The following is a 23,926-nucleotide window of genomic DNA, read 5'->3' as shown; positions in this document are numbered from 1 at the left end:
ACTGGATAAGAGTATTAGCTTGATTTCATACAAGCGTTGCTTATTTATTTTATTTAGTTTTTAGGTATGTGTTTATGCCGCAAGGGTTAGGGTTACTAATTCAACTGGTACTAGAGTTCGCACCTGTTGTTGCAGAGCTAGTACAAAAGAGAAGTCAAGACAGTTTGGCTCTAAGTAAATATAAACCGATTGAAGCAATTCCCGAATTACTCAAAGTTATAAATGCTTCCAATCAAAAAAGCAGTTATTTGGAAGATTTTGAACAAGAAAAAATTCTCCAACAGCAATTAGTAGTTGACAATCAAGAAACAAGATTAAGAATAGCCGCCGAAGAGCGAGAAACAACGCTCAAGTTGCCAGAAGTCAATAAAATTATTGATAGCTGGCCCTTAAGATTATACCCTTCACAAATTTTAGAACAAACCAATTATGGACGCACTCCACTAAAAATTTTTATCGCTCCTCCGCAAGTAAATTTTGATCTATTTGATGATAATAAAGATGAAAACATTCCCCAAATTGAGTTAATGTTAGCTGAAGGATTACGAGATTTTCTCAACAAGCATTACTCTTTACACAGTCAAGTGAGACCAACAGAGTTGTTAGCAGGAGCTTGGGATAGTAAACGTTTTCACAGCGAATCAAGTATTAAGGCTCTGTTTAGTATGTTGAAAACAGAGCCTATTTTAATTTTGGAATCAGAAAAGGATGGAGATTATTTAAATTTTCGGATTGCCTACTGGGGTTTAGAACCAGGGAATTATTATTATAAAACAATTGCTCGTCTACCTTATCGAGAGATTTTGGAATATTCTGCTAAAAAACGAGCGTTAGAATGGAAAAAAATTAGAGAGAAACTGATTGCTTTGGGAGAAGAAAGCGAGGAAATTAATCAAATTGGAAAAGAGAATGTAGTTAATTTGGCAATTTTAGAAAAGGTAGAAAAATGGAATGAAAAAGGAATTGATATTAGTAAGTTATCTTTACAATATCAAGTCAATCGTCAAGACTTGGAAGAACTTTGCCAGGTTTTGATTACCTATCACTGTTTGGTTGCAGGTTGGATAGCTGATGCTTACCATTTAGTCGATCGCGGTGTACCTCCACTATTACCAGAGTTGCTGTCGAGTTTGCTATCAGATAGTATTGATTTACAATCAATACAGCTTATTGCTTCAGGTTACAAACAACTTTACCAAGCTCTGGAAAATGAGCGTTCTTACTGGATTCCAGAGTTGGCTTTGCAATTAGCCCAAAGTTTATCACATTTAAGTAAGACCTACGGCGGTAAACTACGTACTTGGGCAAACGAACAGCTTGATTATTCTGTGAATACATGGTTACAACTACGCCAAATATCACCACAGGATTTTACTAACCCGCTTCAGGCAATGCAATCAGCAGTCAGCATCAAAGATGAAGAATATATCAAAAAGCTAAAAGAATATTTTGTCGCAGTAGGTGATAGTCAAAGTATTGCTGATGTTGAGTCAATTTTAAATTGCGTCGCCAACCTCAAACATCAAGTTAAACTAGAACATACCGTCCTTAGCCATACTCTAACGGGACATTCCGAAAAGGTGACATCTGTTGTTATTAGTCCCGATGGTGAGACTTTAGTTAGTGGGTGTGCAGATAAAACCATTAAAATATGGAATCTCAACACTGGTAAACTTATCCGCACCACAGAAGATTTAGGCAAAATTTCATCTGTTGCTATTAGTCCTGATGGCAATTTTCTTGCTGTTGGTAGTTCCCAACATCCCAAAAGTAATGTTAGAGTATTAAACGCTAATTCTGGCAAGTTAATCCACACTCTGTTAGGACATCAAAAACCGGTTAATTGCATCGCAATCAGTCCTGACGGACAAATTCTTGCCAGTGGTAGTAATAAAATTAAAATTTGGAATTTGCATAAAGGCGAACGCATTTGTACTCTTTGGCATTCATCGGCAGTTAATGCTGCTGCTATCAGTCCCAATGGTACAATTCTCGCTAGCGCTAGTTCCGATCGTAAAATTAGGCTATGGAACCCACGCACAGGAGATCCATTACGCACCATTAACGGACATTCAGGTGAGGTGAAATCAGTAATCATTAGTCCTGATGGAGAAATGCTCTTTAGCGGTAGCGCAGATAAAACCATTAAAATTTGGCATTTAGTTACGGGTAAAGTGCTACACACCTTGAATGGACATTTAGAAGAGGTTAGATCCTTAGCTGTTAGTCCTAATGGAGAAATTCTCTTTAGTGGTAGTGCAGACAAAACTATCAAAATTTGGCATTTGCAAACTGGAGAGTTACTACAAACTATCACAGAACACTCAGGGGCAGTAAACTCTATTGCTATTAGCCAGAATGGTCAATTTCTTGCTAGTGGTAGTTCTGATAAAACTATTAAAATTTGGCAGATTAATTAAACTTTTTAGTTACTCGTTTGTTGATTCTTCTTGGCTAGTTCCATGCAATTTAATAAAGCTATCAAAAGCATACCATGCTAAAACATACCAAGGAATCACTTCTAGTTGTAACCCTTTCTTAAGTAATTGCCGTACTGAAAGACTAGCTAATCCCAAAGGGAAAAGAATCCGCAGATCGAAAGCACCATGCGTTAACTGTTTGATGCGTTGGTTTAAGTCAACAACCGCAGATGATACTCCATCTGCTGCCTCGGTGTTACCTTCGGTAACATCAGCAAAAATTATGCCTAAATCTTTAAGGGTTGCTAGCACATCTTCCAGACTGCCATCATTACCATCGTGATTAATCACAATACTGCCATGAGCAACATTTGTCTTCACTCGATTAATGTGCGAATTTGCTGACAACGCATTAGCAATGCATTGCATTTTTTCTGGTTGACGATGAGAATGAGCCACTCTCAACCGCAATCTTCCGGGAGTCGAACTTACAACTTTTGTAGATATCGGTTTTGACGGGGTTTTGAAAGTAGTTTTGTTTATAATTTCTGACATTTTATTGTAAGTATTATAACCATTTGTCAACATAAAATCGCCTTTTTAACTGAAATTATTCTAGTGGATTATTTTTCGTAAAAGGGCTTATTATATAGCAGTCACAAATTATTTATGAAGTTATTTATTTCTCTTTATTTGCGTTCTGCTCCGTAGGAGTATGCAGTTTGTTAAAAAGAGTCATTTTCACAAATCATGAATGATTTATGAAATTTTCTATTTTCGTAGGGTGGGTTAGGTAAGACACCGTAACACCCCCTACTAATTTGAGATTTTGATAATTGAAAGTCCGATATCAGGAACAATTTAATTTGCTGATATGTAGATGAAATTACACACCATTATCGGGGACATTATCTGCATGGGTGGCACTAGCTTCAAAGGCTGGGGTTTGTTTTTCCTCAGCAAGTTCTGCTCTAGCTTCAGCTACCATGTCTTCCCAAGTTTCCCCCATTTCTGCAATGGTTCCTTTGCTTCTTTCATAAAGACCAATTCCACCTTTGATCGCTGATTTGATTAAGGGTTTACCAACTCCAGCCACAATGGGCAACAAAACAGGTGCTAAAAGTACTGCACCAATTCCGGCTATTATACCGGGAGCGCCTGCGTCTTCAATAAAATCACTAATTTTAGGTGCCATATTCAAGTTCCTCCTATTAATTAAAAGATTTGGGAAGCTTTCTAAATTACTCTGTCGGCATAGTTGTATCATCTCGCCGATGGTAGAGTTTTTTGGTGACGACTTTTGAGAATTGGACGCAATCCGTTGATGCCGGCAACTACTGTTGAGCCGTTGTTAACTACCGTTGCAGCTAAGGGGTTAAGACCAAAGAGAACGGCGATCGCTAATGCTGCTAAGTTAGGAACAGCAACAAGTCCTGTGTTTTGTCGAATCAATTGCTTGGCTTGACGAGCGATCGCGATCGCTTCTAATAAACCATGCAAGTCATTCTGCATCAACACTAAGTCTGCTGTCTCACGGGCGATCTCAGAACCGTTGGCAAAGGAAACGGAAACATCGGCGTAGGCTAAAGCTGGCGAATCGTTGATCCCATCGCCTACAAATGCAACTGTCTTACCTTGCTCGTGCAGTTGGCGGACAACTGTTGCCTTTTGTTCTGGAAAAGCTTCGGCGTGAGTATGCGTCGGCAAGATACCAAGTTCAGCAGCAACAGCAGTCGCAGTTCGCTGATTATCGCCGGTTAGCATGTGAATTTCTACACCTTCGACCGTCGAAAGTGCTGCGATTACTTCCCGGCTTTCGGGACGGAGAAGGTCACTATATTTAATAATACCTTGAAGTTGACCGTTGCTGGCTACATAAATCGCTGAATTTGGAGATTTTTGCTGACCGTTTAGCGCTTCGGTATTAACGCCATTGGAGCGCAAAAAGCGATCGCTCCCCACGTAAACTGTCTCTCCATCAATCAGAGCTTGTACGCCCAAACCTAGTTGATAGTCCCACTTACTACGCGGCAAAATTTCCACTTGCTCTGCTTGGGCATAGCGAACAATTGCTTCTGCTACTGGATGAGTTAAACGTTGTTCGGCGGCGGCTGCCAATTCCAACACCCGCAATCTTGAGGTTGCTGGATTGAGACTTTCCACACTAACAACATCGACTTCTCCCTTAGTCAGTGTCCCGGTTTTATCAAAAACTATGGTATCAACTTCTGCTAATTGTTCTAACGCCCGCCCGCTACGGATGAGAATCCCCCGTCGGGCAGCATAAGTTAATGCTGCTAAAACTGTTGTCGGGACTGATACTCGAATCCCTGTAGCAAAGTCTAGAGTTAAAACGCTGGCTGCCCGTGAAGGATTGCGGGTTGCGGCAAATACTGCCCCACCAAGTAACAAAGTTGGCACAACAGCTTTTTGAGCAAATTTCGTGGCATAATTCTCCATCCGGGTATCGTGAACAGGTGCTTCTTGCATTAATTTAATGCTCTGTCCGGCGCGGGTATCGTTGCCTATCCGTTCTGTGAAAATATAAATTCGTCCTTCCCGTAACAGCGTTGAGGCGAAAACTGGTTGTCCTTTTTTCTTCAGCACCGGCATCGACTCGCCAGTTAGTTTCTGCTCATCTAGTAGGGCTTTACCTCGCAAAATGCTACCATCAATCGGCACTTGTTCGCCGGGATAAACAATCACTGTATCGCCACGCTGCACATCTTGAATGGGAATTTGTTGCTTGTCGCCATTGCGTTCCACCCAGACGAATTGCCCCAGAGAACTAAGTAAATCTAGAGTTTGTTGAGCAGAAGAACGAGCCGTGCGATCGCGGATATTTTCGCCCACTTCAATTAAACTGAGCATCAGCGATGGTGTGAGAAATTGTCCTTGGAAGGTAGTAATTGCGATCGCCATCAAATCCAAAAAGTCAATATTCAATTTTCGTTCTACCCTAATACCTTCCCATGCTCGTTGGACGACGGGAAGTGTGGCAATGGCGATGGGAAGCGCCACTATCAAAGGCGGGATCGGTAATCCTAACGGCCCTCCTAGTACTGCTAAAGTAGTGGCAACGGCAGACAGTTGTAAACCTGGCCAAGATGCCTCTTTTTCGGTTTCTGATAAAGATGTATTTTTGAGAACGACTACAACACTTGCAGCCTGAATCAAATCGTGAAGGTGCGATCGCATCTTCGCTTCGGAAACTTTATCAGATTTATAAGTAACTGCAACCGACATTGCCGCAGGCTTGACACGGACATTCTTCACCAGCGCATCTGCTGTTAACAACACTTCCAGACGTTTGGCATAATCTGCATCACAGCGTAAGCGAGGTAGGCGAAACCGCAGTCTTCCCAAAGTTGTATGGACAACGCTGTAGTTAACATAGGGCAACTCTGCTTGAGAGTGTCCATTAGTGTCAATTAAAGAAACTTTTCCATTCCCTTCCAACACAGTAAATTGAGATTTTGGGGGTGATGGTAGTTGCAGTGCTACTTTTGCCATTACTTTTCTTTAATCCAATATTGTTACACTTCGATGAAAATCAGGCTCTTTGCTGGGGTAAAGAGAGCAAATTAGCCACCAATCCGGCGAGATTGATTAGCTATCAAAAGTTTGATTATTTGCGCTCTTTTGGACTGGTTGGCTAACTTATCGCTGTAGGTAAGCTAAGTTTGTCAGCCACGGGGTTTCAGAATCAGGGCGATAAGGTGCAATATTAGGTTTATAAAGGGAAATTCGCCATAAACCCTAAAGAAACACACATCGCAGGCGATTTGAGATTACTCCACAGACTGGAGAACTCTGGAGTAGGATGATTTGCCGTTGTTGTGTCTGTAACTTCAACAGTCTGACCAACGAAAGTAGTATGATTTGCCGTTGTTGGATCTGTAACTTCATTCGTCTGACTAACTTCTTCTAGGGGTTGGTTAGCCGTTGCGCTCCCTAGTGTTGGTGGGTTTGTTTCCAACGCTAATTCCATCAGACTCACCCAATGAGATAATGGGATATCACCAAACTGATAAGCGATCGCGATCGATGCTACATCAAAATTCACACGCACGTTGCTAACTTGAGCATCAGTTTTCACTATTCTCTCAAGCCGCCGCCCATAGGCTCGATCTTGGGCAATTTTTGGCACATTCAACCGAATACGTCCGGGAATTTGATGAACTACGCTGTAGTCAATCTTTGCAGGTGCTACCACCTCACTATTTTCTTGTTGGATAGTAGATTCGGATATGTCGCTTGCGATCGCAGAACTGGTGTGATTACCTTCGTTTTTTTCTGATGTCGGAACTTGAGAGCCAAGATAACCAATTACACCACGGGTTGCATCCGCCGTAATCATATAAACTGGAATCGAAACCCAGCCATGAATTCCTAACCCTCCTGTTACCGCCAAGCCTGTCATCATCGGAATTAAGGAAATACCTTGTTCTTTCCAAAATGAAAGCGATTTCCAAGCTGCAAAGGGATCGGTGTTGCTAGGTGAATCAGAGGAAGCTGGCGGCTGTTGAATCTGAAGATCGGATTTTAACGCCAAAATCTGCGGGAATGACAGCTTATGTTCATCAAAATTAATCACCAAACTGCCCGTTTGCTCGTTTACAGAAACTTCCCTCACTCCTTCTATAGAGCGTAAATCTTGAGCTATGTTGTCTAATATTGAGTTAAGACTACTGTCAGTGGTACGGAGTCGCACGCGCCCGGTAGTTACATGAACTATTTGCAAGGCACCTGAAGGCTGTAACTCCGTTGACTCTGCCATCGCTTTAGTTGTATTATGTCTAACTTTATTACTTTGTTGTGTAGAGATTAAGTCAGATGAAATTTTATCCGACAGACTTAATTTTTCGTGATTAATGATACTTTTAGTCATTTCCTCGATTACCCAATAGCTCAATCAAGCAATAGGTTAACAATAGGTTAATAATGGATTAACTGTAACACGTAGCTTTGAGGTTAAATCTATTTCTTGCGGATTATTTTCTATTAAAACTTATTAAGGTTTGCTGTTTATATTCTTGTTTAGTAAATACGTCTAAAGTAAGTAAACCAAAAAGTTTTGTCAGGATTCAGATCGAATAGTTAGGAAGTAGAGACGGGCAAAACTGATAATTAATAGAATCAGCCAGTAGTGCTTGTACAAAGAAATCAATCACAAACCGATCTTGACAGCGATAAGTCTAGAAACGTCTTAATTCTTCTAGTATTCCCTGCAAGCGTCTGGCTCGTTGGTTGAACTGGCTTTGGTCTAACAATTTTGAAAACAGGCTCAAGTAGTTTGCCTTCATAAACCCTATAACTTAGTGTCATTCGGTCAAAGGAACCTAGAGAACTGTGTAATAACCTTTCAATACCATAAATAAACGTGAGTTCGACAGACCTCTCCCGGACAGCCTCCCTCTCTTAAAAGGCGAACGCGAGTGCGTCTTTGTCAGGAGAGGGAGGAGTAACGAGTAAGGAGAGTTTTTGCTCCCCTCTCCTAGTAGGCTACGGTGTATACACAAGTCCTAAAAACCTAGCTTGATAAGACTTTCCTCGTTCCCAGTCTTCGACTGGGAATGCATTCATTGAGTCTCTGACTCAATATCTGACTGGAGGCAGAGCCTCAACGAGGAGCATTCTCATGCTCTTCATGAGAACGAGACAAACGAAAGAACAATGGAAAATCAAACTTTTTTTGACTTGTGTATACACGGTAGCTCCTAGTAGGAGAGGGGCTGGGGGAGAGGTCAAAATCGCACTCGTCGAACTCACGTTAAATAACTATATACTCAGTAAATAATTAATTTGCAATACTTAATGTTTGAAAAACTAATTATTAGTTTTTCGTGTTATTGTGATTTCCAGCACATCTTTTTTTGTATTTATTGTGTAGGCTCTATCTGGTAAGTAAAATTACTAGATAAATTTATGGTGATTAAAGCGCCAAGCAGCAGAATTCCTAATTTTGCTGTGGTATTAACCTGACTTACAGTTTGGTTATTTGATTTTTGAGCAATTGTAGGTAACTCAACGGTAAGTTACTAGAAAAGCTTTGCATGACGACATTGAGTGTCAAGCAAGAGGTGAATGCCTACCTTTTGTAGCAGTAGTAATCATAACTGGCGTAGCGCAAATCAGCCATACCGAGCCTAAGCTTTCTCTACGAGACGCTCCGCTAACGCACTATAAGAAAAGAAAAATATATGAGTACAACACGCAAAATTCGTTTAGGTGCATTCATTCAAGCCACCGGACACCATGTTTCTGCTTGGCGACACCCCGATTCACAAGCAGATGCAGGACTGAATTTTGAGCATTATAAGGAAATTACCCAAACCGCCGAACGCGGCTTATTCGATGCAGTTTTCTTGGCAGATAGTCCAGGAGTCTGGGGCGGCGCTCCAGAAACTCAGCATCGCAATGGTAAAATTGCCCATTTTGAGCCTGTCACCCTCTTCTCGGCCTTGTCCTCTGTAACTCAAAAAATCGGCTTCATTTCCACCGCTTCGACCACTTATGAAGAACCCTACACCTTGGCACGTAAGTTTGCTTCGTTGGACTATTTGAGTAAGGGCCGGGCCGGGTGGAATGTAGTCACTACAGGCAATGAGAATGCTGCACGTAACTTCGGACTTGAGCATCACCCAGAACACAGCCAGCGTTATGAACGAGCTGAAGAGTTTGTGGAAGTGGTGAAAGGTTTATGGGATAGTTGGGAAGACGATGCTTTCATCCGGGACAAAGAGTCTGGTGTCTATTTCGATCCTGATAAACTGCATACATTGAACCACAAGGGCAAATATTTTTCTGTAAAAGGCCCTTTAAACGTTGGTCGTCCGCCTCAAGGTTATCCGGTGATTGTTCAGGCTGGAGCCTCGGAATCGGGACGGGACTTGGCTGCACAGACTGCCGAAGTGATTTTCACCGCCAATCAAACCCTAGCTGATGCCCAAGAATTTTATGCTGATGTCAAAGGTAGGCTAGCACAATATGGGCGATCGCCAGACGATCTCAAAATCATGCCTGGTGCTTTCCCAATCATTGGTCGGACTGAATCAGAAGCTCAAGAGAAGTACGAATTTCTGCAATCGTTAATTCATCCCGATGTCGCCTGGGGGATTTTAAAGAACTATTACAAGGGTGTGGATTTGTCGAAATATTCTTTAGATGATGTGGCTCCCGAACTACCCAGCGACACCAACACTAACAAAAGTCGTCTCAAACTAGTTAGAGATTTGGCTACTCGTGGCACTCTTACACTGCGTCAGTTGTATCTTTCTCTTGCTACTGCACGAGGTCATCGCACCATACTTGGTACTCCTGAAACCATTGCCGACCAACTAGAAGAATGGTTCAACAACGGTGCAGCCGATGGCTTTAATATCATGCCGCCAATCCTTCCCACAGGATTGGATGAATTCGTTAACTTAGTCGTTCCCGTCCTCCAAAAACGCGGACTGTTCCGTACTGAATACGAAGGCAGTACTTTGCGCGAAAACCTGGGATTGCGTCGTCCGGCCAATCGTTTTGCTGCTAAACAACTAGATGAAAGATTGGTGTTGGCGTAAATGATTTTTCATATCTGCACTGTGTTGATAGTGCTGTAGCGTAAATCAATTTTTCACGGATGCTTATGCCATACCTTTTAAATTGCACTTTCTGTAGATCGCCACCTACAGACAATTGTGGAGAGACGCGATTGCACAGAGACGCGATTGTAGAGAGACGCAATTGCACAGAGACACGATTGTAGGGAGACGCGATAAATCGGCGTCTCTACAGGAAATGTATTTGTCAATAGCAGCATTGGATGCTGAAAAAACCTGTAATTTTTGTTGTAGGGAAGGAAAAAAACATGACTGAATATAGCCGATTGAAGACCTCACGCTCCGCCGCAATCAGAGCAACCCTTGATTATCCAGTAATCGATACCGATGTTCATACCAATGATTTCACGCCAGCTTTTGAGGATTACATTGCTAAGTACGGCGGTGCGAAACTTGTAGATGAGTTACGCAAGACTGAAGCTTCCCGTCTCAACTCCAAGAGCAACGGTAAAGACTGGTATCAACAAACTCCTGAAGAACGTCAATACAACCGGACAATCCGATCGCCTTGGTGGGCTAGAGTTACCAAAAACACATTGGATCTTGCTACCTACACCCTCCCCGGACTGCTCTATGAGCGTCAAGCAGAACAGGGATCGGACTATTCGGTGCTGTTTCCCAATAATGTCTTAGCACCGGCTGGAGCGAGTCCAGAGAACCGTCAAGCACTGCAACGTGCGGTCAATCACTATCATGCTGATATTTATCGGAAATATAGCGATCGCTTGACACCGGTTGCTGGTATTCCTTTAACTACTCCCCAAGAAGGCATTGAGGAGCTAGAGTTTGCTGTGAAAACACTGGGTTTAAAGGTGATTAATATCACTGGCGGTGTGAAACGGCCAATCAAAGCGATCGCTGATAAATATCCAGCCGATAAATTCCCTGAAATTGCCAAGTATGCTTCTTATATCGACTTCTACGGACTAGATAGTGAATACGACTACGATCCTTTCTGGGCAAAGGTCGTGGAACTTGGCGTACCTGTCACCACCCATTACGGCAGTCAGGGTTGGACTGGCCGCTCCTCCATCAGTAACTACATGAACAACCATATCGGTCACTTCGCCGATGGTTCGGAAGCATTTGCGAAGGCGCTGTTCTTCGGCGGTGTTACCAAGCGTTTTCCCCAGTTGCGTGTAGCAATGCTCGAAGGTGGTGCAGATTGGGGTGCGCGTGTCTACATCCATTTGGTAGATCGTTTTTCCAAGCGCAACATCAAAGCACTGCAAAACTACAATCCAGCGTTGACAAATGCCGATGAGTTGTTTGAAATATTTGAGCGCTACGGTGCAGAAGTTACTCAAGGGTATTCCCTCGATAAGGAAGAATTGACCAAGACTGTACTGGGAGCTTCATTCAGCCGTCATAGCCGTGCGCCAATTGGTAGCGAATTGGATGATTTTGCCGCCGCAGGCATTGAAACAATTGAAGACATCCGCGATCGCTGGGTGAATAGTTTCTTCTTTGGTTCCGAGTCAGACGATCGCACGATCGCTACAGCATTCAACGACAAAGCCAATCCCTTGGGAGTCAAAATCAATGCCATCTATTCCTCCGATGTTGGTCACTGGGATGTACCAGACCTCACCTCCCCCTTGGCTGAAAGCTGGGATCTCGTACAAGAGGGCGTTATCTCCGAAGCCGACTTCAAATCCTATGTATTCGCTAATCCCTACAAGTTTTACACCCAAGCTAACCCCGATTTCTTCAAGGGTACAGCGATCGAATCTAAGGTAGGTAACACCGAATTTAAACAAGTGGACAAGAACCTAGTGGTGGCATGAAGAGTGCTGAGTGCTGAGTACTTCTTAATTCACTCAGGACTTAGGACTAAGTAGGGTAAAAGGCGAGATGAGGGAGCAGAAGAGAAGTTGCAATAATGTTTTTCTCCTCTGCCCCTCTGCCCCCTTGCCCCTCTGCCCAATCCCAAAATTAAATTAGGAGTCATAACAATGCCTGTTGAACAACGCTCTCATGACACTAACAATGGTTCCTTGCCTTATCTGTTCTCACCCGTTTCTGACAATGCCAAGCAACCTGCACCTTTAGTATTGTTTCTGCATGGAGGACGCGATCGCGGGACGGATTTGAATGTGCTACTGAAATGGGGTCTACCTCGTTTCGTGGATTTATCCGACTCGTTACCTTATGTCTTTGCTGCACCCCAGATTCCGGCTGAACAGACTTGGGCAGATCGAGCCGATGATGTGCTTGCTTTGCTTGATGAACTGATCGTTTCTCAGCCTGTCGATCCAGCGCGGGTGATATTGGCTGGGTTCAGCTTAGGCTCGGCGGGTATCTGGCATATCGCTGCTTTACATCCCGATCGCTTCGCAGGTTTAGTACCTGTGTCTGGACGTGTACCGAAAACATTAGCAGAAAGCGAACTAGCTGCACTCAAAAACATTCCTGTTCAGATATTCCAAGGTGGACAGGACAAAAATCTGCCGATTGAGGATACAGAGAATTTTGTTGAGCGCTTACGCAAGGTAGGGGGGAAAGTTGATTTAACTGTGCTACCAGAAGGCGATCATTTTATTGCAGATGAAGTATACGGCGATCCGAAGTTACAACAGTGGCTAATTTCCCAGAACCGGCGTGAAATTTCTGTAGTTGCTTGAGGTGAAATGTTCAAAAACTAATTTGCAATATTCTCTGAGGTAGGCAGCGTTCTGCCTGCTTAACATAACAATATATTAATATCTCTTCTAGAATCATGAACATAATGCTTCTCAAGTCAAAACCGAATTTTTTCGGCAAAATTTAGTTGACTTATGTCATCTCGCAAAGAAATCAGAATTTGTTTTATTGGTGAATCCTTTGTCAATGGCACAGGCGATCCAGAGTTTTTGGGTTGGACAGGTAGAGTGTGCCGCAATGCTGAGTCAAGAGGATACGCTATCACCCATTACAACTTGGGCGTGCGAGCAGAGACAAGTCGGTATCTCAAACAACGTTGGTACTCGGAAGTCTCCTATCGTCTCCCAAAAGAATCTGATGGTCGAGTAGTGTTTTCCTTTGGGGCAAACGATTCAGGATGGGCGGGTAAACAGCAAGGAATCGAACTTTCAGAGTCGATCGCAAATGCTCGCAGTATCTTAAGCCAAGCAAAGCAACTCTATCCGATTTTGATGGTTAGTCCGCCACCCTGTGGTGATAATCAAATTCTTGCTAATCTTTCCGAGGAATTCGCATTGGTTTGTAATGAACTAGATATTCCATATCTTGATGTGTTTTCTAGCTTGGTGAAGTCACCAATCTGGCTAGCAGAAGCAAAAGCTAATGATGGCGCTCACCCAAAAGCAGATGGTTATGCCGAATTTGCGGCGATCGTCCAAAACTGGGAAGGTTGGTTAAATTGGTTTACACCTTAAAAAATGCATTTATTAGACCTCTTGCAAAAGTTACTTTTGCAAGAGGCGGGAAAAGGGGAAAGGTTAAAGGGGAAAGGTTTTTTTATTCCTTTTCCCTTTCCCCCAAACCCAATTCCCTACAAATGCCAAGAAGTCTATTGCATAACGTTTTAGTTCTGCGTTAGCATACCCCTCCGGGGATCTTGCTACGCGTACCGTCTCGTAAAGAAGCGGGGCAAAACGCACGTCGCATTCTATTTAAAAATTTTAAAACTTTCTCAATCAACTTCAATCAACAACATATCTATGACTTTACCAACTACTAATCTCGGTAAAACTGGATTAACTGTTTCGCGTCTTTGTCTCGGCACTATGACCTTTGGTTTGCAGACCGACGAAGAAACTTCCAGGCAAATCCTCGACACCGCCGCCGATGGCGGAATCAACTTTTTGGATACAGCCGACGTTTATCCCCTTGGCGGCGGACTAGCTACTGCGGGACGCACTGAAGAAATCGTTGGGCGCTGGCTCAAAGGCAAACGCGAACATTTTATCTTGGCTACCAAGTGCGTCGGTCGAGTTGGCCCTGCACCTTGGGATCAGGGGGCTTCCCGGAAGCATATTTTGGATGCTATCGATGCTTCCCTGCGACGCTTGGGAACCGATTATATCGACCTGTACCAGTTGCACTCCGATGATGCTTCAACTCCCCTTGATGAAACTCTGGAAGCGCTGGATGCAGTGGTTCGTGCTGGCAAGGTGCGCTACATTGGGGTTTCTAACTTCTTAGCCTACCGACTCGCCCGCGCCTTGGGTCGTGCTGAAACGCGCAATTTAACCAAGTTCATCTCAATTCAGCCCCGCTACAATTTGTTATTCCGCGAAATTGAGCGAGAACTATTGCCCCTGGCCAAAGAAGAAGGACTGGGTGTAATTTCTTACAATCCTTTGGCGGGTGGTCTACTTACGGGTAAACACGATTTTACTCAAGGCCCTACATCAGGCACTCGTTTCACGCTAGGTGCTGCCGCAGAACGTTATCAAGAACGCTACTGGCGCGATCGCGAATTTAATACTGTTGAAGAATTACGCACGGTAGCCGATCTCGCCGGATTTTCCCTCACCACCTTAGCAGTGGCTTGGGTTTTATCTAATCCCATTATCACTGCCCCGATCGTTGGCGCTAGCCGTCCAGAACAACTTGCTGACAACCTCAAGGCGGTAGAACTAAAACTTGACGACAATTTGAAACAAAAGTTAGACGACATAACCGCCGAATACCGAAGAGGAGATTCTCTTCGTTAGAAACTAGGGACGCAGCGAATAACAAATGACAAAAAAAGCTAGACAATCCAAATCCTTTCAACGTGCCCCTGATGCACCAGATTTGCCATCAACTCCATTCAGGTTCATTTGCTATTTCGTTAACCAGTTTCGCTGGTGGTATGTGTTAATGGTGATCCTGGAAATCATACACGCAACCTGTGGCATTATGTTGCCTTATGCCATTGGCCAGATCATCCGGGGCGTAACGGGGACGGGACACAGCCAGCCCATTTTTGATGCCATGAAGCAACCCCTGATGCTGTTCATCGGCTTGAGTGTAGGTGAAGTGGTATTCGGGCGATCGGCTGGACTCTTGCAAACGATTCTCCATCCCATCCACCGACAGCACATTGTGCGATCGCTATATGCCTATTTACAGCACCATTCACATCGCTACTTAAGCAGCAGTTTTTCCGGGGCATTGGCACATCGGATTAGCGAAACTTCTCTGGGTGTTACCCAGACGATGCAAATGATGATTACTGAATTTATGCCAGTAATTGTTGTGTATTCCGTCGCTACGACGATACTGTATCGCGCCTATCCCCCGCTAGCTGCACTGGTGGGAATATGGGCAGTTCTCTTCATCAGTATTTCGTTCTGGCTGGCAACTCGCTGCCGATTTTATTCCCGGAAAGCCGCAGCCGCCAGAAGTGAGACAACTGGTATCATTGTAGATACAGTCACAAATCTCACTAGTAGCCGACTATTTGCTCGCTTTGGTTTTGAACGACGTTATTTGAACGAGCAATTAAGGCGCGAACTCAAACACGTGAGAGAGTCCAACTGGTACTCGGAACGCATTCGCTGGTTTCAGTTCATCTCAGCAGCTATTCTCAAAATTAGCACCCTGTATTACTCGCTCTCTCTCTGGAGTCAAGGAAAGATCGCTGCTGCTGACTTCGTTGTTGCAACCAGCCTGTCGCTATTGATTATCAGTGAAGCCCGGAATTTGAGCCGCCGCTTTCTAGAATTTTTTGAACACGTTGGGAATGTCGCCAATGGTGTTTTAACCATTGTTCAACCCCACGAGTTAATCGATCGCGATCGCGCGATCGCCCACTCAATCACTCAAGGTAAGATTGAGTTTCGGCGGGTGAATTTCAACTACACAGAAGAGAAGAAAGTTTTCAACAACCTTTCTGTAACCATCCAAGCGGGACAGCGTGTCGGATTGGTGGGCTTGTCCGGCTCTGGAAAATCCACCTTTGTCAATCTGATTTTGCGTTTGTTCGACCCACAATCTGGACAGATTATCATTGATGGGGTCGATATTCGAGACATGACTCAGGATGCTTTACACGCTCAGATTAGTTTGATTCCCCAAGATCCGTCTCTGTTCCATCGCACTTTGCTAGAAAATATTCGTTACGGACGTTTGGATGCAACCGATGAGGAAGTCATTGAGGCTTCGCGAAAGGCTCATGCTCACGATTTCATCGTTCAAAGTAAGGATGGTTACAATTCTCTGGTGGGTGAACGTGGCGTTAAGTTGTCTGGGGGGCAAAGACAGCGTATTGTGATTGCGCGGGTAATCCTCAAAGATGCGCCGATTCTAATCTTAGATGAAGCCACCTCTAGCCTCGATTCAATTACCGAAAAAGCAATTCAGGATACCCTCGATTTAGCCATGAATGGCAAAACGGTCATCGTAGTAGCTCATCGATTATCTACCATCGTCCATCTAGATCGGATTTTGGTGTTCGATAAAGGTCGGATTATCGAAGATGGTTCCCACGCCAAACTGCTGGCACTCGGCGGCGCTTATTACAGATTATGGAAAATGCAAGCAGGTGGATTTCTACCGGAAAATCTTGATGAGGTTCGCAGTGGCACAGATAACATCGAAAAGGGAATGATCGCTTGACATTTGCCGCTACTTGGGGCTTATTTGCAAATTCAATTCAAGAATTGTCCGAGAAAGAGTTCACAAAACTAAAGTAATGTAATTGAAGTAGTGGCGTGTCAAGACTAAATTTGTGCATTAGCAAACTCTTGTGGGATGGGCTTCTAGCCCGTCCTAATTTGCGGGCAAGATGCCCGCCCCACAAGAAAATTTATTGCAACATTTTAGCCTTGCCGCGCCACTACGTATATTTCAAAAATTAAACATGAGTTTTATATCATAAGTGCTGCATCGATCGCGACTATTGTTATTCTCTACATCTTCACAATCGGCTTGAATGTCTATTGTAAGTCTACCGATGCAGGTAACGGGGGAACTTTACCACCAGGGAAATAAAAGACAGATGCGATCGCTTCCTTAAGAGGAGCAACGCGAAAAAGTGAGATTATCGTGAAACGAGCAGGGAAGCAAAGAGAAATTTTGAGTAATTTTTACGACTGGTATAGCCATCAATACACTTATTTATTTTTCTTCCCATCTCAAAACCCCAAAACGCGATCGCATTTATAATTGAATTACTGTCTTAGTTATAGCCTCAGTTTAGAGTAAGAAAGACAAATTATAAACATATATTTGCAATAAAAGAGGTCTAAAAATGAAAAGCGAACAGGAACGCGAACAATTAATTAAAGAGATTAACATCCTGTTAAATCAAGCTTATGATAGTACTTTAGATGAGATTTACGCACTACTTAAAACAATCGAACAAGAAGAAGAAGAAGAAGATTTAAAAGCCTACGACAAAGCAAAAAAAGAAGCTAGTGTTGAGAACTCATTGTCATGGGAAGAAGCTAAAAAAGAACTAAAGACAGGAATCAAAAAGGAAGTTGCGTGAGTTATAAAGTTTAAATATTGAGGGGTGCATTGAAGCAACTTAAAAAAATCCCGTCAGAACTTCAAGAACGTATACAAATTAAAATTGATGATTTAGCTACAGAACCACGTCCGAATGGGGTTAAAAAGCTAAAAGGGAAAGAAAATGCTTACAGAATTAGAATAGGTGACTATCGCGTTATCTATGATATTTTCGACGATCTTCTAGTGGTGAATGTTGTGGAAGTAGGACATCGTAAAAATATTTATAAAGATGAAAGTTGAGAAGCAAGAAAAACTTAGAGCGATCGCACCTCCACAAACCTAAACACGATTCCTACTGTCAGCTTTACAAAGTATACATTTCCCCAACTCGTGAGTTGAGCCTACAATATAAAAAAGCAAGTTATCTGTAATCTCTATGGAAAAGCTCAATATTAAAGAAGAAGCTCGAAAGCTAATTGATAAATTACCTGCTAACTCAACATGGGATGACCTCATGTATGAGATTTATGTTAGGCAAGTTGTGGAAGCTGGACTTGCTGAGAGTCAAGCAGGTAAAGTAATTTCCGTACAGGAAGTTAGGGCAAAATTTGGACTACCAGAGTGAAAGTTTTTTAGACAGAAACAGCGATAGAAAACCTATCGGCAATTTATACTTACATTGCCCAGAATTCACCTCGGTACGCAACCAGGATTATTGACCGTATAACCAAACGTTCCCAGCAGCTTGCGAATTTCCCTCTATCTGGTCGAATTGTACCAGAGTTTGAAACCGAGGAAATTCGGGAAGTTATCGAAGGTTCATATCGAATTATCTATTACATCAAGCCCGAACAAATTGATGTACTTGCTGTTATACATGGGGCACAGGAAATTACACCAAGTATAGAATGAATAGCGATCGCTCTCCCAAACCAATCAAGCAAACGCGATCGCACCTCCAAAAACCAAACGTGATCGCTCTCCCAAACCAATCAAGCAACCGCGATCGCCCTACACAAACCCAAAATGAATAGACGCAACGCGGCTTGTCGTTATACATCGCACATCGCCCAGATCCCCCTACTCCGGTAAACCCTCTAAAATCTTCCGTGCTACCTTAGCCCAATATTCATCCTTATACTCAACATATATCTCCAACGCTTTCTGTAAATTAGCCCTAGCCTCTGCATAGTTTTCCTCTGCTTGTGCAAGCGTTCCTAAACCATGAAGCGTAAGAGCTTGCCAATAGCGATCGCCAAATTCGATTTTGATTTCCAGGGCTTGTTGATAATAATCCCGTGCCTGGTCGTATTCCCGCAACTCTTGGGCAACCATTCCCAAGTTGTGGTAAGTCCTAGCACTCGAATAGCGATCGCCAAATTCGATTTTGATTTCCAGGACTTGTTGATAATAATCCCGTGCCTGGTCATATTGGCGCAATTCTTGGGCAACCATTCCCAAGTAGTGGTAAGTGCTAGCACTCGAATAGCGATTGCCAAATTCGATATCTATTTCCAGGGCTTGTTGATAATAATCCCGTGCCTGGTCGTATTGGCGCAACTGTTGGGCAACCCTTCCCAACTGGTGGTAAGTCCTAGCACTGGAATAGCGATTGCCAAATTCGATATCTATTTCCAGGGCTTGTTGATAATAATCCCGTGCCTGGTGGAACTGTCGCATATTCAGAGAGACATTACCTAAATAATGCAATGAATTGGCGACAGCACGACGATTTTCCTGCTTTTTGGCAATATCTAAAGCTTGTTGATGATAGCTGTTTGCACTTTCAAACTGTCGTTGCTGCCGATAGCTTTTACCTAGCTGATTGATAACTTCGATTTGTAAGGAATAATCAGGAAATTGCTTGGCAATTTTCCCAGCTTTTTCTAAATATTCTCTAGCTTTGATTGGTTTGTGCTGGCTTAAATATGCTTTGCCCAATTCATTTAAAATATTACAGCAATTGCGGAGATGTTCTGGGCGGGGTATTTCTCCAGTTGGGTGATATTCCATCAACAAACTATGTAATAAATCGATACGTTCTTGTTGTTTTGGTGTTGGTAAGCGTTCTATATTTATGTCTGTATTCAGAGTATTGGCAATTGCCTTATCTCTAGTCAATTCTGTGGTTTTAAAGCGAAATAAACCTGATTTCCAAGCCCAAAAATCAGGTGCAAATTTTGCTAACCGCGAAATTGCATAATCTGGCAAGATAAATAAAAGCGGATGGGGTACGGTTTGACGATAGGAATCGCGGACGAAGTTTAAATCCTGTAAAACTGGTGGATAATCTCCAAAAACACCAATCGATTTTTCTAAATTCCGAATTAATAAAACAAGTTTTTTATTTGTTTCTTTAGTAATTTTGGCTAATTGCTGCACCAATTCATCCCGCAGAAATCGCAAATTTTCATCAGGAAAATCTAAAACCACAAATTGGATTTCTTCACATTGAGAATTTTGTTGCAATCCAGCAATTAATAGTTCTATATCGGGTGTAAAGTTAATTTCAATAAAACCTAATGTAAAATTTTCTGCAAAATCGACAAATGTCACTAATTCAGCAAATTCATCTTGATTATAGGCAATAAATTTACCTATTTCGGCTTGAAGTTCACTGTTTTTGTGCTGATTGAAGAGCTTCTTGGAAGAACTCATTTCGCTTCACCACTGGATTTGGATAATTCCATCGTTTATCACCGTTATATTCCAACACGGAAGTATTAAATAACATTAGTTGTCCAATTTCATCTTTACTGACATTTTTAGTTAAACAAACCTGCGCTAAATGAGCGTAATGTTCTTCAGGAATAAATCGCTCAAAACTAAATTGTTGCTGTTTAACTGCATACTCTATATCTTCGGAGATAATTTTTGTATGTTTTTTGGTACTGGCTGTTTGACATGCAGAGCGCATCATTTGCATTAACTGACGCACATGGCCACCACTTGCTTGTGCTAGTTCTAATAATTGATTACGGCTCTCAAAAATTGCATCAATATCAACCCGCTTTTCAATTACACTTGCCATCGCATCTAAGCCCGTTTGATGATAATTTAAATCACATTTATGCCGTTCAAATTTATAGATATTAATCATCGGTATAATATGAGGATCACCATCAAATTGATTTAGGGGATTTTTCGGCGAACAAAGAATTGAAATTGGTACTGTATAAATGATTGTACAATTTAATTCCTGCATCTGAGCTGCATAATCAAAGAACAAATGTTCTGCTACGACAGGAGGAACCCGATCCAAATTATCAAAGATAATTAATAAACCTTTACACTCAGGAAATTTTTGCCGCAATTTTGTGTAAGCATCACTTAATAACAGATTAGTATCAGATTTGAGGCGAGATAAATCTTTTTCTAGAGTTTGTCGAATAGTTGTCTTTTGCTTGTCCGAGCCTTTAATTTGTGCCAGCAATTTGACCATTAGTTTGGCCAAAAATGGCGCAGTAGGGCTGAGAGTTGCTTCTGCCTCGACGTTGACTGATTTTTCGACACTTTGCTCGTTTTCTTGAGTAATGTCTTTAAACCATGATTCAAAACTTTTTAATAAATTTTGATTAAAAGTTAAACCTAATTTTCGTAATTCAAATTCAACTTGTTTAATTACAATCAAATATAAATCTGTATATCGGGTATCATTAATATCTGTCTCTTCATTGGCTTCCAAATAAATTACCCGATAATTGTTTTCCCAAAGACTCTGAATTTTTTTTAACTCCGTACTTTTCCCACAACCGCGATGTCCGGTAAATAAAATTGTTGTAAAATCACCTGCTTCTTGAAAATCCAAAATTGTACTAACATTATCAATAGCTGAAGTTTTCCGCACCAGCGACAGATCGACATAATACCGTTCCATTTCTGCTGGTTCAAGCGGCTCAACATTACAAGCCAAAAAAGCCGCTTTAAGAGTATTTGCACGCTGAAAACTTGACTGAGACATTCTTTTGAGCAGATAACAATCACCAACTTTTAAATTTTAAGCGATCGCCCATCAAATTTAGCAAATATAGCTATAGCACTCATAAAACTCCGCGCGCAAGTTCGGAATTTAGTTATGATTCCTACAGCCATTGCACCCCAAAGAGCCAAAGCTATGCTTTGTCTCCCCTTTCCTTGGTATCAGCACTCGTAACTCGCTTAACCTTCAACAATAGTTGCCAAAATTGAAACGTTTGCAACAATTACTTGTTCATGTATAAGAAAGGTTTAAGTATTTCCAAGAAAGGTATAAGCAATTGCTGCAAAGGCTTCATACTTTGCAACAATTGCTTGTTCATGTATAAGAAAGGTTTAAGTATTTCCAAGAAAGGTATAAGCAATTGCTGCAAAGGTTTCATGCTTTGCAACAATTACTTGTTCATGTATAAGAAAGGTTTAAATCATTGCAGCAATCGTTGTAACTAACTTATGAGTCGCTCTATAGTGCGTCACTTCGGCTCCTTTCGACTTCGCGGTAGTTGAGCGCAGTCGAAACTCAAGGCAAGTCGCTCAGTGACCATCGTAGACATCGCAAACCGTCTCCATGAGGATAGCTTGGCGCGGACAGCATCAATTCTCGCTAATAACTGCTGTAAGTCAACCTGGTAGAGAAACAGAAAGTGCGATCGCAATTAGCTGAGAAAGATTACACTTCTTGGCATTTGTAGGGAAAAGGGTAAGGGGGAAAGGGAAAAGGAATAAAAAAACCTTTCCCCTTTGACATGAACCCCTTTGACCGCAAGAGTGCAAAAGTTACTTTTGCAAGAGGTCTATTGAATTTACGTTAACAGTGTTGTTGTTTTTTGAACAGTGACAACAGCAAACACACCAGTCCCATTACTAACAATGGCACTGAAGAAGTAGATTCTGGGACAGGCTGAGGGTTTTGCACAGGCTGATAATTGATAAAATTTCCTTGAATTGGGCTGAGTGATGCCAAAAGTTGCTCAATATCGCTAGATATATTAGTGTCATTACCAACACTTTTAGAAGAGATGAGGCGGTTAAAGGTTTGGCTACTCGATTTATCAAAATCTCCTGTGAACCCAAGAAAATTTTTACCTATTTTACCTATAAGAGAGTCAATTAGATTGTTAACATCAGTTTTGATTCCTAGTGGGGATAACTTTAAACTGCTGAGATTATTGACGTTTCCAATCGTTGTATTGTCAGTCTTTGTTAACCAATTGCCATTACCAATAATTTCATTTCCATTGGTAAAAACCCAGTTACCATTACCAATAATTGTATTATCTTTACCGAAGTCCCAATTACCGTTTCCAATGGTTGCGTTGTCACTGCCAAAGTGCCAATTACCATTACCTAATGTTGAATTATTACTTCCATCGTCCCAATACCAATTGCCGTTACCAAGGGTTGTGTTATTCTTTCCAAATAGCCAGTTGCCATTACCGATGGTTGTGTTGTCATTATTAAAGTTCCAGTTACCATTACCAATGGTTGCGCTGTTACTGCCAGAATCCGAGTTAAAATTACCAATAGTTGCGTTATTACTGCCAGAGTCCTTATTACCTTTGCCAACCGGTGCGTTGCTCTGATTAAAGGTTTGGCTACCTGAATTAGATGTATTCCCAGTGTTACTAAAAGGTATACTGTTACCAAGGACTTCTTTCAACGGATCGAAAGGTGATTGTTGAAGCAGACTTCCAGCACTTGCGATCGCATTACCACCACCTGCAAATGGGTTACTACCGCCTGCAAATGGATTACCACCGCCTGCAAATGGGTTAGTAGCCCCACTTGGAATCGCATTACCGTTACCTGCAAATGGATTAGTAGCTCCACTTGGAATCGCATTACCGTTACCTGCAAATGGGTTAGTAGCCCCACTTGGAATCGCATTACCGTTACCTGCAAATGGATTAGTAGCCCCACTTGGAATCGGATAACCACTGTTTGCAAAAGGATTACTACCTCCTGCCAATGTGTTGTCAATACCCTTGAAATAGTTATCACCTAGAACTAACTTTAATCGCTCAAAGATTAATTTTTGAAGCCCACTACCAGCATCGCCTGCAAATGGGTTAATACCGCCACCTGGAATAGGATTGTTACCGTTACCTAATAACAGATTGCTACCACCCGTCAATAGGCTGCCTTTAGCAGCAGACAAACTGTCATTGGCAGCAAAGGAATTACCGTTATATAGGTTGCTAGCGCCACCTGCACTTAATGGATTAAATCCACCATTTATGGGATTGACAGCAGACGCTTCCATTGGCACTAATTCTCCTATTTTTAGTTAAAAAATTATGGGGTCTTCAGTACTTCTTATACCAATTATGAATTTGCTAAACCCAAAATATCTCTACAAAAAAGGCTTTAATAATCTTACCGTCAAACTAACAGAAGATATTGCCTAAACCTTTGCCTGAGAAGAGTTTCGGGCGTAAAATAGCAAACTAGTACAATAAGGCAGAAGGCACATCAGAGATAATACACGCTTTTCCGGTTTATCGAATAATATGTTTATTTGCGCCAAGCTGTACTAGC

At 42.2% G+C, this 23,926-nt stretch carries 19 protein-coding genes and 1 pseudogene; 11 read left to right on the top strand and 9 right to left on the bottom strand.

Features of this window, described 5'->3' with window-relative positions; genetic code table 11:
* Positions 1-74: 74 nt before the first annotated feature.
* Complete coding sequence (locus tag NSTC731_RS32245; protein ID WP_445628505.1) at positions 75-2,420, top strand: WD40 repeat domain-containing protein; 2,346 nt, start codon at positions 75-77, stop codon at positions 2,418-2,420.
* Between the two features lie 9 nt (positions 2,421-2,429).
* Here NSTC731_RS32245 and NSTC731_RS32240 read toward each other — a convergent pair whose 3' ends face one another.
* The 5 genes and pseudogenes from NSTC731_RS32240 to NSTC731_RS32220 form a co-directional block, all read right to left on the bottom strand.
* Positions 2,430-3,008: an HMA2 domain-containing protein gene (locus tag NSTC731_RS32240; protein WP_445628504.1), complete on the bottom strand. Its 579-nt coding sequence runs from the start codon at positions 3,006-3,008 to the stop codon at positions 2,430-2,432.
* A 298-nt stretch (positions 3,009-3,306) separates the two neighbouring features.
* Positions 3,307-3,615 (bottom strand): DUF5132 domain-containing protein, encoded by a 309-nt coding sequence (locus NSTC731_RS32235; RefSeq protein WP_445628503.1) that lies wholly within the window; start codon positions 3,613-3,615, stop codon positions 3,307-3,309.
* 68 nt (positions 3,616-3,683) lie between these two features.
* A complete protein-coding gene (locus NSTC731_RS32230) occupies positions 3,684-5,933 on the bottom strand; it encodes a heavy metal translocating P-type ATPase (RefSeq protein ID WP_445628502.1) in 2,250 nt (749 codons plus the stop codon).
* A gap of 220 nt (positions 5,934-6,153) precedes the next feature.
* Positions 6,154-7,311: an HMA2 domain-containing protein gene (locus NSTC731_RS32225; protein ID WP_445628501.1), complete on the bottom strand. Its 1,158-nt coding sequence runs from the start codon at positions 7,309-7,311 to the stop codon at positions 6,154-6,156.
* Between the two features lie 310 nt (positions 7,312-7,621).
* Positions 7,622-7,735, bottom strand: a pseudogene (locus NSTC731_RS32220) (IS982 family transposase); the annotation flags it as partial.
* A gap of 888 nt (positions 7,736-8,623) precedes the next feature.
* Here NSTC731_RS32220 and NSTC731_RS32215 point away from each other — a divergent pair.
* From NSTC731_RS32215 to NSTC731_RS32170, 10 genes are all read left to right on the top strand, one after another.
* The gene (locus tag NSTC731_RS32215) at positions 8,624-9,988 is read left to right on the top strand and encodes an LLM class flavin-dependent oxidoreductase (RefSeq protein WP_445628500.1); all 1,365 of its coding nucleotides are present in this window, start codon (positions 8,624-8,626) and stop codon (positions 9,986-9,988) included.
* 287 nt (positions 9,989-10,275) lie between these two features.
* The gene (locus NSTC731_RS32210; protein WP_445628499.1) at positions 10,276-11,814 is read left to right on the top strand and encodes an amidohydrolase family protein; all 1,539 of its coding nucleotides are present in this window, start codon (positions 10,276-10,278) and stop codon (positions 11,812-11,814) included.
* 168 nt (positions 11,815-11,982) lie between these two features.
* Positions 11,983-12,651, top strand: a complete 669-nt coding sequence (locus NSTC731_RS32205; protein ID WP_445628498.1) for a carboxylesterase family protein — start codon at positions 11,983-11,985, stop codon at positions 12,649-12,651.
* A gap of 153 nt (positions 12,652-12,804) precedes the next feature.
* Entirely contained in the window at positions 12,805-13,404 is a 600-nt protein-coding gene (locus tag NSTC731_RS32200) for a GDSL-type esterase/lipase family protein (RefSeq protein ID WP_445628497.1), read from the top strand.
* Positions 13,405-13,689: 285 nt separating this feature from the next.
* Complete coding sequence (locus NSTC731_RS32195) at positions 13,690-14,688, top strand: aldo/keto reductase (RefSeq protein WP_445628496.1); 999 nt, start codon at positions 13,690-13,692, stop codon at positions 14,686-14,688.
* Positions 14,689-14,713: 25 nt separating this feature from the next.
* Positions 14,714-16,576, top strand: coding sequence for an ABC transporter ATP-binding protein (locus NSTC731_RS32190; protein ID WP_445628495.1), 1,863 nt, complete (start codon positions 14,714-14,716; stop codon positions 16,574-16,576).
* A 634-nt stretch (positions 16,577-17,210) separates the two neighbouring features.
* Positions 17,211-17,450, top strand: coding sequence for a hypothetical protein (locus NSTC731_RS32185; RefSeq protein WP_445628494.1), 240 nt, complete (start codon positions 17,211-17,213; stop codon positions 17,448-17,450).
* Positions 17,451-17,464: 14 nt separating this feature from the next.
* Entirely contained in the window at positions 17,465-17,713 is a 249-nt protein-coding gene (locus NSTC731_RS32180) for a type II toxin-antitoxin system RelE family toxin (protein ID WP_445632222.1), read from the top strand.
* Between the two features lie 136 nt (positions 17,714-17,849).
* Complete coding sequence (locus tag NSTC731_RS32175) at positions 17,850-18,038, top strand: hypothetical protein (protein ID WP_094347334.1); 189 nt, start codon at positions 17,850-17,852, stop codon at positions 18,036-18,038.
* Positions 18,039-18,061: 23 nt separating this feature from the next.
* Positions 18,062-18,325 (top strand): type II toxin-antitoxin system RelE/ParE family toxin, encoded by a 264-nt coding sequence (locus NSTC731_RS32170; protein WP_445632221.1) that lies wholly within the window; start codon positions 18,062-18,064, stop codon positions 18,323-18,325.
* On the opposite strand, the gene NSTC731_RS32165 is transcribed toward NSTC731_RS32170, so the two are convergent.
* The 4 genes from NSTC731_RS32165 to NSTC731_RS32150 form a co-directional block, all read right to left on the bottom strand.
* Entirely contained in the window at positions 18,306-18,473 is a 168-nt protein-coding gene (locus NSTC731_RS32165) for a hypothetical protein (protein ID WP_445628493.1), read from the bottom strand. The genes NSTC731_RS32170 and NSTC731_RS32165 overlap by 20 nt on opposite strands.
* 20 nt (positions 18,474-18,493) lie before the next feature.
* The gene (locus NSTC731_RS32160; protein ID WP_445628492.1) at positions 18,494-20,071 is read right to left on the bottom strand and encodes a tetratricopeptide repeat protein; all 1,578 of its coding nucleotides are present in this window, start codon (positions 20,069-20,071) and stop codon (positions 18,494-18,496) included.
* On the bottom strand, positions 20,028-21,374 hold the full coding sequence (locus NSTC731_RS32155) for a P-loop NTPase fold protein (RefSeq protein ID WP_445628491.1): 1,347 nt from the start codon (positions 21,372-21,374) through the stop codon (positions 20,028-20,030). Before NSTC731_RS32155 ends, NSTC731_RS32160 begins: the two co-directional genes overlap by 44 nt.
* A gap of 822 nt (positions 21,375-22,196) precedes the next feature.
* Positions 22,197-23,651: a hypothetical protein gene (locus tag NSTC731_RS32150; protein ID WP_445628490.1), complete on the bottom strand. Its 1,455-nt coding sequence runs from the start codon at positions 23,649-23,651 to the stop codon at positions 22,197-22,199.
* Between the last annotated feature and the right edge of the window lie 275 nt (positions 23,652-23,926).

It is taken from the genome of Nostoc sp. DSM 114167 (assembly GCF_052692655.1).
Note: the sequence above shows the minus strand (reverse complement) of the source record. Positions and strands in the feature narration are given on the sequence as shown.

Excerpts from the sequence above, each read along its gene's own strand:
- NSTC731_RS32200 (WP_445628497.1), top strand. The coding sequence starts at position 12,805 with ATGTCATCTCGCAAAGAAATCAGAATTTGTTTTATTGGTGAATCCTTT.
- NSTC731_RS32210 (WP_445628499.1), top strand. The coding sequence starts at position 10,276 with ATGACTGAATATAGCCGATTGAAGACCTCACGCTCCGCCGCAATCAGA.
- NSTC731_RS32175 (WP_094347334.1), top strand. The coding sequence starts at position 17,850 with ATGGAAAAGCTCAATATTAAAGAAGAAGCTCGAAAGCTAATTGATAAA.
- NSTC731_RS32185 (WP_445628494.1), top strand. The coding sequence starts at position 17,211 with ATGAAAAGCGAACAGGAACGCGAACAATTAATTAAAGAGATTAACATC.
- NSTC731_RS32215 (WP_445628500.1), top strand. The coding sequence starts at position 8,624 with ATGAGTACAACACGCAAAATTCGTTTAGGTGCATTCATTCAAGCCACC.
- NSTC731_RS32155 (WP_445628491.1), bottom strand. The coding sequence starts at position 21,374 with ATGTCTCAGTCAAGTTTTCAGCGTGCAAATACTCTTAAAGCGGCTTTT.
- NSTC731_RS32225 (WP_445628501.1), bottom strand. The coding sequence starts at position 7,311 with ATGACTAAAAGTATCATTAATCACGAAAAATTAAGTCTGTCGGATAAA.
- NSTC731_RS32190 (WP_445628495.1), top strand. The coding sequence starts at position 14,714 with ATGACAAAAAAAGCTAGACAATCCAAATCCTTTCAACGTGCCCCTGAT.
- NSTC731_RS32245 (WP_445628505.1), top strand. The coding sequence starts at position 75 with ATGCCGCAAGGGTTAGGGTTACTAATTCAACTGGTACTAGAGTTCGCA.
- NSTC731_RS32195 (WP_445628496.1), top strand. The coding sequence starts at position 13,690 with ATGACTTTACCAACTACTAATCTCGGTAAAACTGGATTAACTGTTTCG.
- NSTC731_RS32160 (WP_445628492.1), bottom strand. The coding sequence starts at position 20,071 with ATGAGTTCTTCCAAGAAGCTCTTCAATCAGCACAAAAACAGTGAACTT.
- NSTC731_RS32230 (WP_445628502.1), bottom strand. The coding sequence starts at position 5,933 with ATGGCAAAAGTAGCACTGCAACTACCATCACCCCCAAAATCTCAATTT.
- NSTC731_RS32165 (WP_445628493.1), bottom strand. The coding sequence starts at position 18,473 with ATGTATAACGACAAGCCGCGTTGCGTCTATTCATTTTGGGTTTGTGTA.
- NSTC731_RS32235 (WP_445628503.1), bottom strand. The coding sequence starts at position 3,615 with ATGGCACCTAAAATTAGTGATTTTATTGAAGACGCAGGCGCTCCCGGT.
- NSTC731_RS32240 (WP_445628504.1), bottom strand. The coding sequence starts at position 3,008 with ATGTTGACAAATGGTTATAATACTTACAATAAAATGTCAGAAATTATA.
- NSTC731_RS32205 (WP_445628498.1), top strand. The coding sequence starts at position 11,983 with ATGCCTGTTGAACAACGCTCTCATGACACTAACAATGGTTCCTTGCCT.
- NSTC731_RS32150 (WP_445628490.1), bottom strand. The coding sequence starts at position 23,651 with ATGGAAGCGTCTGCTGTCAATCCCATAAATGGTGGATTTAATCCATTA.